The sequence below is a fragment of the Bacillus sp. FSL W8-0640 genome (assembly GCF_038007725.1).
Lineage (GTDB): Bacteria > Bacillota > Bacilli > Bacillales > Bacillaceae_G > Bacillus_A > Bacillus_A cereus.
The window spans coordinates 32,501-47,132 of the sequence record NZ_JBBOXT010000001.1 but is presented as its reverse complement, the minus strand read 5'-3'; the positions used below and the strand labels follow the sequence as shown (position 1 = coordinate 47,132).

Genomic DNA, 14,632 nt, shown 5'->3' with positions numbered 1-14,632 from the left:
AATGATATATGGATTATAAAATGACCTCATTATGAGGGTCTCCATAAAATGTTAACTCTACTGTCTCTGTTAAAACATCTGCATAACTATAAGATACACGTTGCAACGCATCTTCTTGTTGATCCAATTGTACAACAAAAACGGAACGGTATGTTTCTGCTAGTACACCTGATTGCTCCACAGTTTTTCTTCTTCCACTATTTGCTTTTAACATAAGTCGCTGTCCAAGATGGTGATCTAATTCGCTTTTAATTTCATCTAAACGTTTTGACATATACTTCGCTACACCTCGCTGTAATTTAGATTGAACACTTAAAGCACGATATATCTATCCTAATTATTAACCGCAATTCACAGCTAATATCATCCTGCGTTTGAATAGATAGAAGAAATACTATATTGTAAAAGTATCATTACGTAGTCTTTACGTTCTTACCTCTTTTTATCCAAATTCATTTAAATCCTTCCATACAAAAAGCAAGATACATATGTATCCTGCTTACTCTTCGTAATGTTGAAAAGGTAATCCCGTTCGTAAAATCCCTCTCGTTTCAATTCCACCTAGTCCCTTTTCACCAGTAATTGTATTACGTACGACATCCCATACATTGACTCTCTCCATAAATGAAGTAAAACTAATTTTACCAACTACATATACAGGATCTAGTGCATGAATATTAATTCTAGATGGTGAACTAGCGAAATTGGCCCCTGCACGAATTAGTGCCTCAAAATGTGATTGACATGCCCCAGCAAAAATAACAAGTTGATCCAATGATGGATATTTTTTTCGCACTTCACGAACAGCCTGTACAAAATGCCTTGAATGCCTATATGCCGCTAAATCTCCCTTCACTCCTTTTGATTTTGTATATGCATCATGTCCTGTAATAACGAGAATGTCTGGGCGAAAGTGATCTATTAAGTCTACTACTTTTTCATGCATCTCCGTTTCTTTACAATGAATACCTTGAACAGGAACGCCAATTTTATTATATAAATCTAAGCACTTGCGCAAATATAAAGGGTCTCCATCTATATGCAATACACGTCCCGGCATTTGAAAATAATTTACCTCACTTGTGTATCCACCAGTTGAAGTATGTTCATGCCTTTGTTTCATCAGTACATAATCTTGTTGAAACAAACGATACGTGCGCTCCATTGTTTCTTTCTCACGCTTCACCCTTTTTTTATGTTCTCTTTGATCTATACTAATTAAATCTTCAAGTGGCGCATCCGCCACCAGTCTAATTTCTTCTCCAAACAATATAGCTATCTCGCCTTTTATTTCTATAATACGAAAAAGAATATCCCTCTTATGAGAATATCGTTCCACTAATTCTCCAACATGTAAAACCATTCTCCTACCTCCAAACTCATTAGGCCATCTTACCTGTTTTTAAAGTATGAATTTAGAGAGAGAAAGGTGACAAAAGGGACAGTTCAACTTGAACTGTCCCTTTCATATTCTTATGATAATTTATGAAGAACTAATGCATTACTTAATGTTGCAAACTCTTCAATAGATAGCGTTTCGCCTCTTCGCTTTGGATCAATTCCTACTTCTGTTAAAATTCGATCCAATAACTCCTTATCTTTCGGGAAACCATTTAAATTATTTGATAAATTATTCATTAAAGTTTTACGGCGCTGTGCGAAACTTGCTCGTACTACTTCAAAGAAGAACGTTTCATCTGTCACCTCTACAACCGGTTTAGGACGCTTTAGAAGGCGGATAATTGCAGAATCAACGTTTGGCTGTGGTACAAACACTGTACGCGGTACAGTCATAACTGTTTCAACCTCTGTATAGTACTGAATGGCAATCGATAAAGAACCATACTCTTTTGTTCCAGGTTTAGCAGCTAAACGATCTCCAACTTCTTTTTGCATCATAACAACAAATCCACGAACTGGTAACTTTTCTTCAAGCAATTTAAATAAAATTGGCGTTGTAATATAGTATGGTAAGTTAGCTACTACCATTACATCTTGCCCTTCTTCAAATTGCTCATTAAATACTTCATGTACATCTGCTTTTAGTACGTCTTTATTAATAACTGTAACATTACCATATGGCGCTAACGTCTCATCTAAAATTGGTAATAGTCTTTGATCAATTTCAAAAGCCACTACTTTTTTAGCACGCTTCGCTAATTGCTCTGTTAATGCACCAATACCTGGTCCAATTTCAATTGCACCACTTTCTGAACCAATTTCTGCATGATCGACAATACGATTTAATACATTTGTATCAATTAAAAAGTTTTGTCCTAAACTTTTTTTGAATGAAAATCCATACTTTTCAACAATGTCTTTTGTACGATTTGGCGTTGCGATATCCTTCATTTTTTTTCCTCCTGTATTACTTGCTTATAAGCTTCTGCAAATGATTCCTTTGAAACTTGAAACATCTGTAATCGTTTATGTAACTGTTTTGCATTTGTATAACCAATCTTTAATAGCTTACCCATTCTTTCTCTGCGGCTCTTTGCCATTTCTCCGCCCACTAAGCCTGCATCGACTAAATCACTCCAACTAATTTCACTTGTGTAAGCTTCCATTTCTTCATGTATATTCTCTAGAGCACGGCGAATCGACTCATTAGAAGCATGTTCAATCCCAACACCCTTTTTCCTTTTAGCAAGCGCTTCTTCCTTCGGTAAAAAAGCATGCTTACAGCCAGGAACCTTGTCAGAAATAATTTTTCGAATACGCTCTCCAGGATAATCCGGATCTGTGAAAATAATAACGCCCCTTTTTTGCTGCGCTAATTTAACTTGCTCAATAACATGATCACCGATTGCTGAACCGTTCGTTTCAATTGTATCCGCATCAACAGCACGCTTAATCGCAACTGTATCATCTTTACCTTCTACAACGATAATCTCTTTTATTTTCATGCTTGCCTCCACACTCATTTCGTCTCTACTTAGTAAAACAAAAAAATGACGACTTTTCCATTATTATTTTCCCCATTCTTATATTTTAAAAAATAGAATAGAAAAATCTTTGTTCTCTGTCCTTATTGTAACACTTCATCATTCACATTTATTTTCTTGATTACTTCTACTAGTGTTTCTCAAAATAAAAAAGAACAGGTTTCACCCGTTCTTTTTATTCAACTCCAAATAAAACTTTTGCATTTTTAGTTGTCATTTCTGCTACTTCCTCATAAGAAATTCCTTTTAAATTCGCAATTTCTTCTGCTACGAGTTTTACATAACTCGGTTCATTTCGTTTCCCGCGAAATGGATGCGGCGTTAAATAGGGACAATCCGTCTCTATTAACAATTTCTCTAATGGAATCTCCGTAGCAACTTCTTTCGGTTTCTTAGCGTTTTTAAATGTAACTGGTCCACCTAACGAAATTAAAAAGTTCATATCAACACATCGCTCTGCTACTTCTACGCTACCGCTAAAGCAATGCATAATGCCTCCTACTTCAGCTGCATTCTCTTCTTCTAGAATATCAACAATATCTTGAGTTGCATCGCGGTTATGTATAATAATCGGCAAATTTACTTTTTTCGCTAATGCAATTTGTTTACGAAATACTTCTTTCTGTATTTCTTTTGGAGACTTATCCCAGTGATAATCTAAGCCCATTTCTCCAAGTGCAACGACTTTAGGATGAGAAGCAAGTTCTTCTAACCAAGCTAAATGTTCTTCTGTCATGTCGATTGCATCAACTGGATGCCAGCCAACCGCAGCGTAAATAAAATCATAGGCTTCAGCTAATTCCATCGCCTTTTTTATCGTTACTTCATCAAAACCAACAACAACTGTATAAGTAACTCCCGCTTCTTTCATTCGGGCAATAACCTCTTGCAAATCTTCTTCGAATTGCTCTGCATTCAAATGTGAATGTGTATCAAACAACATAATACATAACTCCTTTTATATTGAAATCAAGTTTATTCTACAAAAATAAGTTCTTTAATAACTTAACGATAACAATACTACAATCTTAATGCAAAAATAGAGAGTGTAAAAAAGAAAAAAGACGCTTCACACATGTTACACGTGAAACATCTCTTTTCTTGTCTTAATTACTTGATTTTTGTACCATTTGGTAGATTTTGGTCAATTGATGCTAATGACAATACGCCATTCTCTTCACCCGCTAAAATCATACCTTGCGATAATTCACCGCGTAATTTTACAGGTTTTAAGTTTGTTACACAAATAACCTTTTTACCTTTTAAGTCTTCCGGCGAATAGAATTTTGCAATTCCAGAAACAACTTGACGCTTTTCTGTGCCTAAGTCTAGTTGAATTTTTAACAACTTGTCTGCTTTTTTCACAGGTTCAGCAGATAGTACTTCAGCTACGCGTAATTCTACTTTAAAGAAATCATCAATTGTAATTTCTTCTGCCTTCGGTTCTTCTTCTTTTTTCTCTTCTACTTTAGGAGCAGAGCTTTTCATTTGTTCTTTAATGTACTCTACTTCCACTTCCATTTCTAAACGAGGGAAAATTGGGTTTCCTTTTTCTACTTTTGTTCCAGCTGGAATGCAGCCAATTGTAGATAGACTTTCCCAAGATTTATGAGCTTCATCAGTAAGGCCAAGCTGAGCAAACATCTTGCTTGGTGCTACTGTTAAGAATGGCATAAGCATAATACCTGTTTGACGAAGTACTTCTGCTAAATGAGCCATTACAGAAGCTAACTTTTCACGATCATTCTCATCTTTTGCTAATACCCATGGTTGTGTTTCATCAATATATTTATTCGTACGACTAACTAGTTGCCAAATAGATCCTAACGCTACAGAGAACTCCATATTCTCCATTGCTTCTTCTACTTTTTTCAAAGTATCTTGTGCAAACGCTACTAACGTTTCATCAAATTCCGTCACATTTGCTTTAAATGCAGGGATTTCTCCGTTAAAATACTTATCAATCATAGCTACTGTACGATTTAATAAATTACCTAAGTCATTTGCTAAGTCGAAATTAATACGCTCCACAAATCCTTCTGGTGTGAATACGCCATCAGATCCAAATGGAACTTCACGAAGTAGGTAATAACGTAATGCATCTAATCCGTAACGATCGATTAATGTAACTGGATCTACTACGTTTCCTTTTGACTTACTCATCTTCCCATCCTTCATTAAAATCCAGCCATGAGCAAAGACTTTCTTCGGAAGAGGTAAATCTAATGCCATTAAAATTATCGGCCAATAAATTGTATGGAAACGAACAATTTCTTTCCCAACTAAATGCACATCTGCAGGCCAGAATTTTTTATATTTCTCTTCATTTGCTGTTCCATAACCTAACGCCGTAATATAGTTAGATAATGCGTCAACCCATACGTAAATAACATGTTTTGGGTTACCAGGAACACGAACTCCCCAGTCAAATGAAGTACGAGAAACCGCTAAATCTTCTAATCCTGGTTTAATAAAATTATTAATCATTTCATTTTTACGAGACTCCGGCTGAATGAAATGTGGATTATCTTCATAGAACTTTAATAGTCTGTCGACATATTTACCCATTCTAAAGAAATAAGATTCTTCACGAACAAGTTCTACATCATGACCACTATCTGGGCTTTTTCCTCCAACTACTTTGTCGCCTTCCATAATTGGATCTACTAATTGATGCTCTGTATAGAACGTCTCATCTTGTACAGAATACCAACCTTCATATTCATCAAGATAAATGTCACCTTGATCTACTAATTGCTTAAAGATTTTTTCGACAACATCTTTATGACGATCTTCAGTTGTACGAATAAAATCATCATAAGAAATATCCATTTTCTCCCAAAGTTCTTTAATTCCTGCAACAATGTTATCAACATATGCCTGTGGCGTAATATTTAACTCTTCTGCTTTCTTTTGGATCTTCTGTCCATGCTCATCAGTTCCTGTTAAATAATGCACATTATAACCTTGCATACGCTTATATCGTGCCATCGCATCTCCTGCTACTGTCGTATAAGCATGTCCAATGTGTAATTTTCCACTTGGATAATAAATTGGGGTAGTAATATAAAAGGACTTATTTTCCTCTGTCATTGTTTTGGACCTCCCGAATAACCTCATATGTATTTATAAACAGTATATCAAAAACTCATATATAAAGTGAAACTTTAATCAGTAGGGTTTTTGTTCCTCCCCACTAATTATTAGCCCACATTAATTGGGCTTTTACGAGCAGTCCAAATCTAACTTATCTTCTTTACGCCAACCTAATTTTAAATTTAGGTCTTAATGCTCGATATCTTTATCATCTATTGCTCATATTTCACAAAAATATACAATCTCCACTTTGAATTTATTATTTTTTCAGAAAACAATGTAAATAATTGTGGAATTTCCTCTCAATCTATTATATATAAGAAATAAGAAATCTATAAATCTTTTTAAAAAATATAGAATTTAAGAATTGACGGAAATGTAAATGATTGGTATCATATGTCCATAGGGTATTTTGTCGAAAAATGACGAATCTAAAAATAGACTCGAAACTTATAAACTATTTATTTAGGAGGAAAAAAATTATGAAATCTACTGGTATTGTTCGTAAAGTTGATGAATTAGGTCGTGTAGTAATTCCAATCGAATTACGCCGTACTTTAGGTATTGCAGAAAAGGACGCTCTTGAAATCTATGTTGATGACGAAAAAATCATCTTAAAGAAATATAAACCAAACATGACTTGCCAAGTAACTGGTGAAGTATCTGACGGTAACCTTTCTTTAGCTGAAGGTAAAATCATCTTAAGCAAAGAAGGCGCTGAGCAAATCTTAAACGAACTTCAAGATTATATCGAAACAGCAAAATAAGCTTCTCAATTATGAGAAGCTTATTTTTTATCGACATGATAGATTTGATATACATCTCTTTTCGACAAATCTCGATCTTTAGCGACTGTTTTAATCGCTTCTTTTGAATTCATACTTTTTTCATTTATATAATATTCAATATGATCATATACCGAAAGAGATTCCCACCATTGTTCTTCTGGAGCAGGTTCTTCTGTTGAACCAGCTACTAAAATACAAAACTCACCACGTACTTCATTTTGCTTCGTCCACTCAATTGCTTCTTCGATTGTCCCTCGAATAAATTCCTCAAATTTTTTAGTTAACTCTCGACATAATACAATCTCTCTATTTCCCAACACTTCCTGCATCGAAATTAAAGTATCGTCTAAACGATGAGGCGCTTCATAAAACATCATTGTAGTTTGTACATAACGAAGCTTTTCTAACTCCATCTTTCGTTCCTTTTTGTTTCTCTGCAAGAAACCATAGAAATAAAACTGCTTTGTTTCAAGACCGGATGCAATTAATGCTGTAAGGGCTGCATTTGCTCCAGGAAGCGGAATTACATGATATTGCTCAGCTACTGCCTCAACGACAATATCGTAACCTGGATCAGAAATACACGGCATACCAGCGTCGCTAACAAGTGCTACATTCTTTCCATCCTCTAATTTCTCTAATAGTTTCTTCCCACTTACTTCTTTATTGTGCTCATGATAACTCGTAACAGGTGTTTCAATTTCAAAATAATTACAAAGTTTTTTCGTTTGTCTCGTATCTTCAGCAGCAATTAAATCAACTTCTTTTAAAATTCGGATTGCACGAAATGTCATATCTTCTAGATTTCCAATAGGAGTTGGTACTAAATATAAAACTCCCTTTTCATTTTGTTGAAAGCTTTTTTGTTGCCACATAGCGTTCTCCTTTTTGCATATATGCCTCTTTTTGTTTTCTCGTTAATTGCTTAAAGTAATACTCCGCTTGCATAGCTGTACGCTTATCATCGTGGGTCTCTACATATTTTAAAACAACAGGAAGCCTGACGCGTGTATACTTAGCCCCTTTGCCGCTATTATGAGTCTGAATTCTCTTTTCTATATGGTTTGTATATCCAGCATAATAACTTCCATCAGAGCACTCTACCACATAAAAAAAGTGCTTATTCTTCTCCATATAAAATCGAACGTAGCTCCTTTGTATATTCGTTATTGTTCTCATATACAACGAGAGGCGGTAAAATTTTCAAATCTGCATTTCCATCCTTAATTCCTTCAATTAACAATGTATTTGCTTCTTTTCCAACCTTAGGATAAACAAATTGCACGCGCTTTGGTTCAATTTTATATTTACGCATTAATGTGACAATGTCTAGTAATCGCCCTGGACGATGTACAAACGCTACTTTCCCACCTTGTTTTACTAACTGACTACTTACAGATACAACATCTTCTAATGTACACATAATTTCATGACGAGCTATCGCTAAATGTTCATTCATATTTTTCTCTGAAGTTTGAGGTGTTTGAAAATATGGTGGATTACATGTAACAACATCATATTGATGACGCCCAAGTTTCTCTGGCATATCTTTCAAATCTCCATGTATGAGGTGAATTCTTTCCTCCAACCCATTGTATTGAACGCTTCTTACTCCCATATCATATAAGCGTTCTTGAATTTCCACCCCAGTAATATTTCCTTTTGTTCTTGTACTTAATAGAAGGGGAACAACCGCGTTACCTGTACACAAATCAAGTAAATTCCCCTTTTGAATTGGTACCCATGCAAAATCTGCAAGTAAAACGGCATCTAAAGAAAAATTAAATACTGATGGGCTTTGTATAATCTTCATGTCTTGTGCTAATAAGTAATCTAAACGTTCATCTTCATATAAATTCATATACTGCTCCTTTTCTTACCCTTAACCTACCCTATTTCATGTATAAAAAATTACCTTTCCAATTATAATTGGAAAGGTAATTTCACTTTTTATTTAAGAATGACAGACAGAATAAACAATCTCCCTCTTTACGTACACTTCCATAATGTAGATTGCAAATATGAAAACCTTCTTGATACAGTCTCGCTAAATTGTCATAGCCTTCACCAATATCTGTTTTCGGCTTCACTTCTTTACGTTTTTGAGTTTTTTGTTTTTCTTTATTCTGCACTTCTTCAAAACGGTGTCGCAAATTGTTATTTTCCATTTTTATATGCTGGTTTTCTTCCAACAACTCTGCAAGATGCTGTTTTAACTCTCCCAACTGTTTATATAAATGTCCAATTTGCTCTTCCATACTAGAAACCGATTCAAAAATATCTTTTTTCTCCACAAGCACCCACCTCATTAATCTGTGGTTTGACTCGAAACGACCCCTTTATTCACTAACTCATCTAACGTATATTCTACTATCCGTTCCTTGTCTACTAGTTCCACTTGAATTAATCTTTCTAAAATATTTAATCCGATAACACGGCCAGTACCATGCGGGGTTTGTATACGTTGATCTAAATCAGGAAGTTGTTCCTTTGCTGCCTCATATTCATCATTCTCATATTTTAAGCAACACATTAAGCGACCACATAAACCAGAGATTTTTGCAGGATTTAATGATAAATTTTGATCCTTTGCCATTTTAATGGATACAGGTTCAAAATCCCCTAAAAAAGTAGAACAACAAAGCATACGACCACATGGACCAATACCACCTAGCATCTTCGCTTCATCACGAACACCAATTTGTCTTAGTTCAATTCTTGTTCTAAAAATTGCGGCTAAGTCCTTCACTAGTTCGCGGAAATCGATCCGACCATCCGCAGTAAAATAGAAAATAATCTTATTACGATCGAATGTATACTCTACATCTACAAGTTTCATATCAAGATTATGCTCTACTACCTTTTGTTGACAGACTTGATATGCTTCTTTGGCAGCATGTTTGTTCTCTTCAACAATGGTACGATCATTTTCATTTGCAATACGAATAACCTTTTTTAGCGGTAATACAACGTCGTTTTCATCAACTTGTTTTTTGGTAATAACTACTTTTCCGTATTCAATACCTCTTACCGTTTCTACAATGACAAACTCATTTTCAGAGATATCGAACTGGTTTGGATCAAAGTAATATACCTTTCCGGCCTTCTTAAAGCGAACACCTACTACATCATACAAAACGGTCATCCCTCCTGCAACCGCAACACTAACTGTTCGAACACAAGCTGCGCATTTACATTAGCGTTGATTCTATTTTTTGCCTCTAATATATTAAAGAGAGCTGATACAATGCGCTTCTGAGCATAGGAAAACGATTCAAACATCTCTTTCTGATCATGAAAAACAAGACGATCTTCTTCTCCAAGTTGAACATATAATAAATCCTTATAAATAAGGAGTAACATATCTAAACCTTGCTGTAATTGTTCTTTCTCTCCAAAGTGTTTTCCCCATTTTTCTTGTACAAAAAAAATAGAGGTTTTATCTTTTTCGAGCGCTTCACATAATTTTATCACTAAAGCTCGTGCTTGTGCAAACCATTCATCACTACATAAAGCTAAAGCTTCATCAAAACTATTTGTAAGTTGAGCAGCAAGTGTCGATAAAGATGCTGTAATCCCTTCATCCTGTAATCTTCTAATTAAAGATTCCGTAGGTAACGGTCTAAACGTAACGACTTGACAACGAGATAAAATCGTATTTAAAATTTGATGACTTTGTTCAGTAAGTAAAATAGCAGTTGTATCACTACTTGGTTCTTCTAAAAATTTCAAAAGTGTATTTGCCGCATTTGCTGTCATACGATCTGCGTGCTCAATAATATATAATTTTTTATTTGCCTCTAATCCTGTTTTTGAAAACTCTTCTTGTAAATCATGAATTTGCTGCTTTTTAATAGATAATCCGTCTGGTTTTACAATATGTAAGTTAGGGTGGTTACCTGAATCAATTCGCTTACAGTTTGTACATACATGGCAGGGCTCTACCCCATTCCGCTCAGAACAGAGGAAACTCTTTGCCATTTGAATTGCTGTCGCAAACTTTCCTGTCCCTTTCCCTCCCTCTAACAAGTAAGCGTGGGATATACGCTCTTTTGCAATGCTATTCATCAACATTTTTACACCGATGGGTTGTATAGCAGAAAGCTGCTCCCACGTCTTCGTCATAATGCATACCTCACTTATTTCATTCTTTCCTTCTATTATAACAATTTATCTTCTATAATCTGAACAACTTCTTCTATAAGTTTTTCCATCGGCTGATCAGCATTTACCAATACAATACGATCCGAGAAACGTTCTACAACTTGTAAATACCCTTCGCGCACACGTTTATGGAAAGAGATATCTTCCATATCTAGTCGATTTACTTCACGTCCTGCATCTTTTTCAATCCGAGCCAAACCAACCTCAGGCTCAATGTCTAGATAAATTGTTAAACTAGGCATACAGTCCTCTGTTGCGAAACGATTTATTTCAAATACCTTATCCATACCCAATCCTCTTGCATAGCCTTGGTATGCTAAAGAGCTATCTATAAAACGATCACATAACACGAGGTAGTTCTCATTAAGTGCTGGCATAACTTTTTCTACTAAATGTTGTCTGCGCGCAGCAGCATAAAGAAGCGCTTCTGTACGTGCTTCCATCATCGTATATTCTTGTTTATGTAAAATCGTCCTAATGTCCTCAGAAATTGCAATACCGCCTGGTTCCCTTGTCGCCATTACCTTTTGTGCTTTTTTTTCAAAATATGGCAATAAGCTTTTAATTAACGTTGTTTTACCTGAACCTTCTGGGCCCTCAATTGTTACAAATAATCCCTTCATCCTAAAACCTACTTTCTATATCATACACTTTCATATATTTCGTATTACCTTGAAAACGAGCTCCTGCTCTCTCTAAATACATAATTTGCTCTTTATGCTCTGAAGTAATTCTCTCTCCATACATAATCAATGGAATTCCAGGTGGATACGGAATCACCATTTCCGCCGCTATCATTCCAACAGCCTCTTCTATAGATACTATCTTTGTTTCATATCCGTCTAGTTGTTTATACGTATACGGTAAAAGAGAGAATTCACCTTTATAAGTATAACGAATAGATTCCCTCTTGTCTTTCACCTCATAATGTTGCAATGCTACTCGGATCATCTCTATAACCTTCATATATCCCTCATTTACTTGTAAGGGTAAAATAAATAGGACATTGTACGGATCAGCCATCTCTGTATATATACCGACCTTTTCAAATACAGACTGTAATTCGTACCCTGATAACTGACAACGAGTTTGTACGGTGACCTTTAACTCATCTTGCAACGGATATTCTAAAATGGCGATTTGGGGAATAGAACGTAATTGTTCCTTAAATCTTCGTAAAAACTCAACAATTTCACTGTGACCTTCTTCTTTTATACGCGCCATTGTAAAGCGTGCTATATCCAAGGAAGCCATAATTGGATACGATGGACTACTAGATTGTAGCATACTTAAATAAGTAGTAACCTTCTCTTCGTCTACTAAGTGACTATTTATATGTAAATAGGAACCCATTGTCATTGCGGGTAATGTTTTATGTGCAGAATGAACTACAATATCTGCACCATATGTTAATGCTGACTTTGGGAATGGTTCTCCCAAGCACAGATGTGCCCCATGTGCCTCATCTACCAAAACAGGGATTTTATGTGCATGTGCAAAAGCGATGCTTGCCTCTAGATCCATACCCATACCATAATAATTAGGATGCGTTAAAATGAGTGCTTTCGCATTTGGATACTTTTCAATTGCTTTCTTAATAATTTCGTTACGAACTCCCACCGGTACGTTATAAGCTTCATCAATCCATGGATCTAAAAAAATGGGATTTGCTCCCGCAAGTTTTAAAGCATTAATAATTGATTTATGGCAATTTCTTTGTACAAGAACAATATCATGTTCCCCACAACAAGACAAAATCATTGCTAAGTTCCCGACTGTTGAACCATTAATTAAAAAATAGCTCCTCTTTGTATTATAAACTTCAGCCAATAATTGTTGTGCCTCATCTATACATTCAAACGGACTATGCAAATCATCTAGTCCTGCTAACTCAGTTACATCAATAGATAGAATATCTTTAAACTCTCTTATTGCCTCCTGAGGGAAGTTTAAACCATTCTTATGACCTGGAACATGAAAGGATAACGGCCCTCTTTCTTTAAACTCTATTAACGCCTCATATAAAGGCATACGATTTTGATTCATCTACATCTCTTCCTTATTATTCATTCTCTATCTATTATACAGAACAAAAAAAATAATAGGCATATGCCTATTTAAAAATATGATACTTCTAATTTTCGAAGCTGCTTTAAATAATGTATATATTTCGGATCATCTGTCTCTGTATTCACCATATCCTTTTCACATTCATAGCATATTAAATTATTATAAACATATATACCTTCTTTTCTTTTTGTCTCACAAACAATACAAACTTCACTTTGTAATTTCATAGCCTTCCCTCCCTATTTTAGTGAACCTATTTTATACTTCTAATCCTTAACAATTTACAGAAAAATATACACCCATCTCTTATATAATATGATTAACTCTTGGGCAACGTGTTTGTATCACCCTTACTTCTTTCCCGTTCTTTTTAACAATACAAAAAAACACAAGTCAAATGACTTGTGTTTTTAGTTGCTTGGCGACGTCCTACTCTCACAGGGACAAGGTCCCAACTACCATCGGCGCTAGAGAGCTTAACTTCCGTGTTCGGTATGGGAACGGGTGTGACCTCTCTGCCATCATCACCAAACTATGAAGGCATATTCCTTCAAAACTAGATAACATTGCTACATATTATATGGTTAAGTCCTCGATCTATTAGTATTCGTCAGCTCCACATGTCACCATGCTTCCACCTCGAACCTATCAACCTGATCATCTTTCAGGGATCTTACTAGCTTACGCTATGGGAAATCTCATCTTGAGGGGGCTTCATGCTTAGATGCTTTCAGCACTTATCCCTTCCGCACATAGCTACCCAGCTATGCCCTTGGCAGAACAACTGGTACACCAGCGGTGCGTCCATCCCGGTCCTCTCGTACTAAGGACAGCTCCTCTCAAATTTCCTACGCCCACGACGGATAGGGACCGAACTGTCTCACGACGTTCTGAACCCAGCTCGCGTACCGCTTTAATGGGCGAACAGCCCAACCCTTGGGACCGACTACAGCCCCAGGATGCGATGAGCCGACATCGAGGTGCCAAACCTCCCCGTCGATGTGGACTCTTGGGGGAGATAAGCCTGTTATCCCCGGGGTAGCTTTTATCCGTTGAGCGATGGCCCTTCCATGCGGAACCACCGGATCACTAAGCCCGACTTTCGTCCCTGCTCGACTTGTAGGTCTCGCAGTCAAGCTCCCTTATGCCTTTGCACTCTACGAATGATTTCCAACCATTCTGAGGGAACCTTTGGGCGCCTCCGTTACACTTTAGGAGGCGACCGCCCCAGTCAAACTGCCCACCTGACACTGTCTCCCGGGTCGATAAGACCCGTAGGTTAGAATTTCAATACAGTCAGGGCGGTATCCCACCAGCGCCTCCACCGAAGCTAGCGCTCCGGTTTCAATGGCTCCCGCCTATCCTGTACAAACTGTACCAAAATTCAATATCAGGCTACAGTAAAGCTCCACGGGGTCTTTCCGTCCTGTCGCGGGTAACCTGCATCTTCACAGGTACTATAATTTCACCGAGTCTCTGGTTGAGACAGTGCCCAAATCGTTACACCTTTCGTGCGGGTCGGAACTTACCCGACAAGGAATTTCGCTACCTTAGGACCGTTATAGTTAC

Annotated in this window: 16 protein-coding genes and 2 rRNA genes (1 of these 18 only partly in view); 1 reads left to right on the top strand and 17 read right to left on the bottom strand. The window is 36.5% G+C overall.

Going from position 1 to position 14,632, the window contains the following annotated elements; all coding sequences use genetic code 11:
* Nucleotides 1-13: 13 nt before the first annotated feature.
* The 6 genes from veg to metG form a co-directional block, all read right to left on the bottom strand.
* On the bottom strand, nucleotides 14-274 hold the full coding sequence (gene veg, locus N2V80_RS00250) for a biofilm formation stimulator Veg (protein WP_000044347.1): 261 nt from the start codon (nucleotides 272-274) through the stop codon (nucleotides 14-16).
* A 225-nt stretch (nucleotides 275-499) separates the two neighbouring features.
* On the bottom strand, nucleotides 500-1,363 hold the full coding sequence (gene yabG / locus N2V80_RS00245) for a sporulation peptidase YabG (RefSeq protein WP_000242868.1): 864 nt from the start codon (nucleotides 1,361-1,363) through the stop codon (nucleotides 500-502).
* A gap of 110 nt (nucleotides 1,364-1,473) precedes the next feature.
* Nucleotides 1,474-2,352, bottom strand: a complete 879-nt coding sequence (rsmA, locus tag N2V80_RS00240; protein ID WP_000651548.1) for a 16S rRNA (adenine(1518)-N(6)/adenine(1519)-N(6))-dimethyltransferase RsmA — start codon at nucleotides 2,350-2,352, stop codon at nucleotides 1,474-1,476.
* Entirely contained in the window at nucleotides 2,349-2,906 is a 558-nt protein-coding gene (rnmV, locus tag N2V80_RS00235) for a ribonuclease M5 (RefSeq protein ID WP_000692835.1), read from the bottom strand. Before rnmV ends, rsmA begins: the two co-directional genes overlap by 4 nt.
* 214 nt (nucleotides 2,907-3,120) lie before the next feature.
* Entirely contained in the window at nucleotides 3,121-3,888 is a 768-nt protein-coding gene (locus N2V80_RS00230; RefSeq protein WP_000895843.1) for a TatD family hydrolase, read from the bottom strand.
* A 167-nt stretch (nucleotides 3,889-4,055) separates the two neighbouring features.
* Entirely contained in the window at nucleotides 4,056-6,038 is a 1,983-nt protein-coding gene (gene metG, locus N2V80_RS00225; protein ID WP_000134132.1) for a methionine--tRNA ligase, read from the bottom strand.
* Nucleotides 6,039-6,523: 485 nt separating this feature from the next.
* Here metG and N2V80_RS00220 point away from each other — a divergent pair, with 485 nt between their 5' ends.
* Nucleotides 6,524-6,808 carry an AbrB/MazE/SpoVT family DNA-binding domain-containing protein gene (locus N2V80_RS00220; RefSeq protein ID WP_000843036.1) on the top strand — a complete coding sequence of 95 codons (285 nt, stop codon included), beginning with the start codon at nucleotides 6,524-6,526 and terminating at the stop codon, nucleotides 6,806-6,808.
* Nucleotides 6,809-6,828: 20 nt separating this feature from the next.
* Here N2V80_RS00220 and rsmI read toward each other — a convergent pair whose 3' ends face one another.
* The 11 genes from rsmI to N2V80_RS00165 form a co-directional block, all read right to left on the bottom strand.
* On the bottom strand, nucleotides 6,829-7,704 hold the full coding sequence (gene rsmI, locus N2V80_RS00215) for a 16S rRNA (cytidine(1402)-2'-O)-methyltransferase (RefSeq protein ID WP_000267821.1): 876 nt from the start codon (nucleotides 7,702-7,704) through the stop codon (nucleotides 6,829-6,831).
* The gene (locus tag N2V80_RS00210; RefSeq protein ID WP_000414350.1) at nucleotides 7,673-7,963 is read right to left on the bottom strand and encodes a GIY-YIG nuclease family protein; all 291 of its coding nucleotides are present in this window, start codon (nucleotides 7,961-7,963) and stop codon (nucleotides 7,673-7,675) included. The genes rsmI and N2V80_RS00210 overlap by 32 nt, the downstream gene beginning before the upstream one ends.
* Nucleotides 7,950-8,690: a tRNA1(Val) (adenine(37)-N6)-methyltransferase gene (locus N2V80_RS00205; RefSeq protein WP_001055367.1), complete on the bottom strand. Its 741-nt coding sequence runs from the start codon at nucleotides 8,688-8,690 to the stop codon at nucleotides 7,950-7,952. The genes N2V80_RS00210 and N2V80_RS00205 overlap by 14 nt, the downstream gene beginning before the upstream one ends.
* Nucleotides 8,691-8,772: 82 nt before the next feature.
* Entirely contained in the window at nucleotides 8,773-9,123 is a 351-nt protein-coding gene (gene yabA, locus N2V80_RS00200) for a DNA replication initiation control protein YabA (RefSeq protein WP_000412063.1), read from the bottom strand.
* Between the two features lie 14 nt (nucleotides 9,124-9,137).
* Nucleotides 9,138-9,965, bottom strand: coding sequence for a PSP1 domain-containing protein (locus tag N2V80_RS00195; RefSeq protein ID WP_000272429.1), 828 nt, complete (start codon nucleotides 9,963-9,965; stop codon nucleotides 9,138-9,140).
* A 5-nt stretch (nucleotides 9,966-9,970) separates the two neighbouring features.
* Nucleotides 9,971-10,954 carry a DNA polymerase III subunit delta' gene (gene holB / locus N2V80_RS00190; RefSeq protein ID WP_000169563.1) on the bottom strand — a complete coding sequence of 328 codons (984 nt, stop codon included), beginning with the start codon at nucleotides 10,952-10,954 and terminating at the stop codon, nucleotides 9,971-9,973.
* Between the two features lie 35 nt (nucleotides 10,955-10,989).
* Complete coding sequence (tmk, locus tag N2V80_RS00185) at nucleotides 10,990-11,616, bottom strand: dTMP kinase (protein ID WP_000677214.1); 627 nt, start codon at nucleotides 11,614-11,616, stop codon at nucleotides 10,990-10,992.
* Nucleotide 11,617: 1 nt separating this feature from the next.
* Complete coding sequence (locus tag N2V80_RS00180) at nucleotides 11,618-13,039, bottom strand: aminotransferase class I/II-fold pyridoxal phosphate-dependent enzyme (protein WP_001075296.1); 1,422 nt, start codon at nucleotides 13,037-13,039, stop codon at nucleotides 11,618-11,620.
* Nucleotides 13,040-13,110: 71 nt separating this feature from the next.
* Complete coding sequence (locus N2V80_RS00175) at nucleotides 13,111-13,290, bottom strand: sigma factor G inhibitor Gin (RefSeq protein WP_000776279.1); 180 nt, start codon at nucleotides 13,288-13,290, stop codon at nucleotides 13,111-13,113.
* Between the two features lie 189 nt (nucleotides 13,291-13,479).
* Nucleotides 13,480-13,595: ribosomal RNA gene (rrf, locus tag N2V80_RS00170) — 5S ribosomal RNA — on the bottom strand.
* A 48-nt stretch (nucleotides 13,596-13,643) separates the two neighbouring features.
* A 23S ribosomal RNA gene (locus tag N2V80_RS00165) occupies nucleotides 13,644-14,632 on the bottom strand (it continues 1,932 nt past the right edge of the window).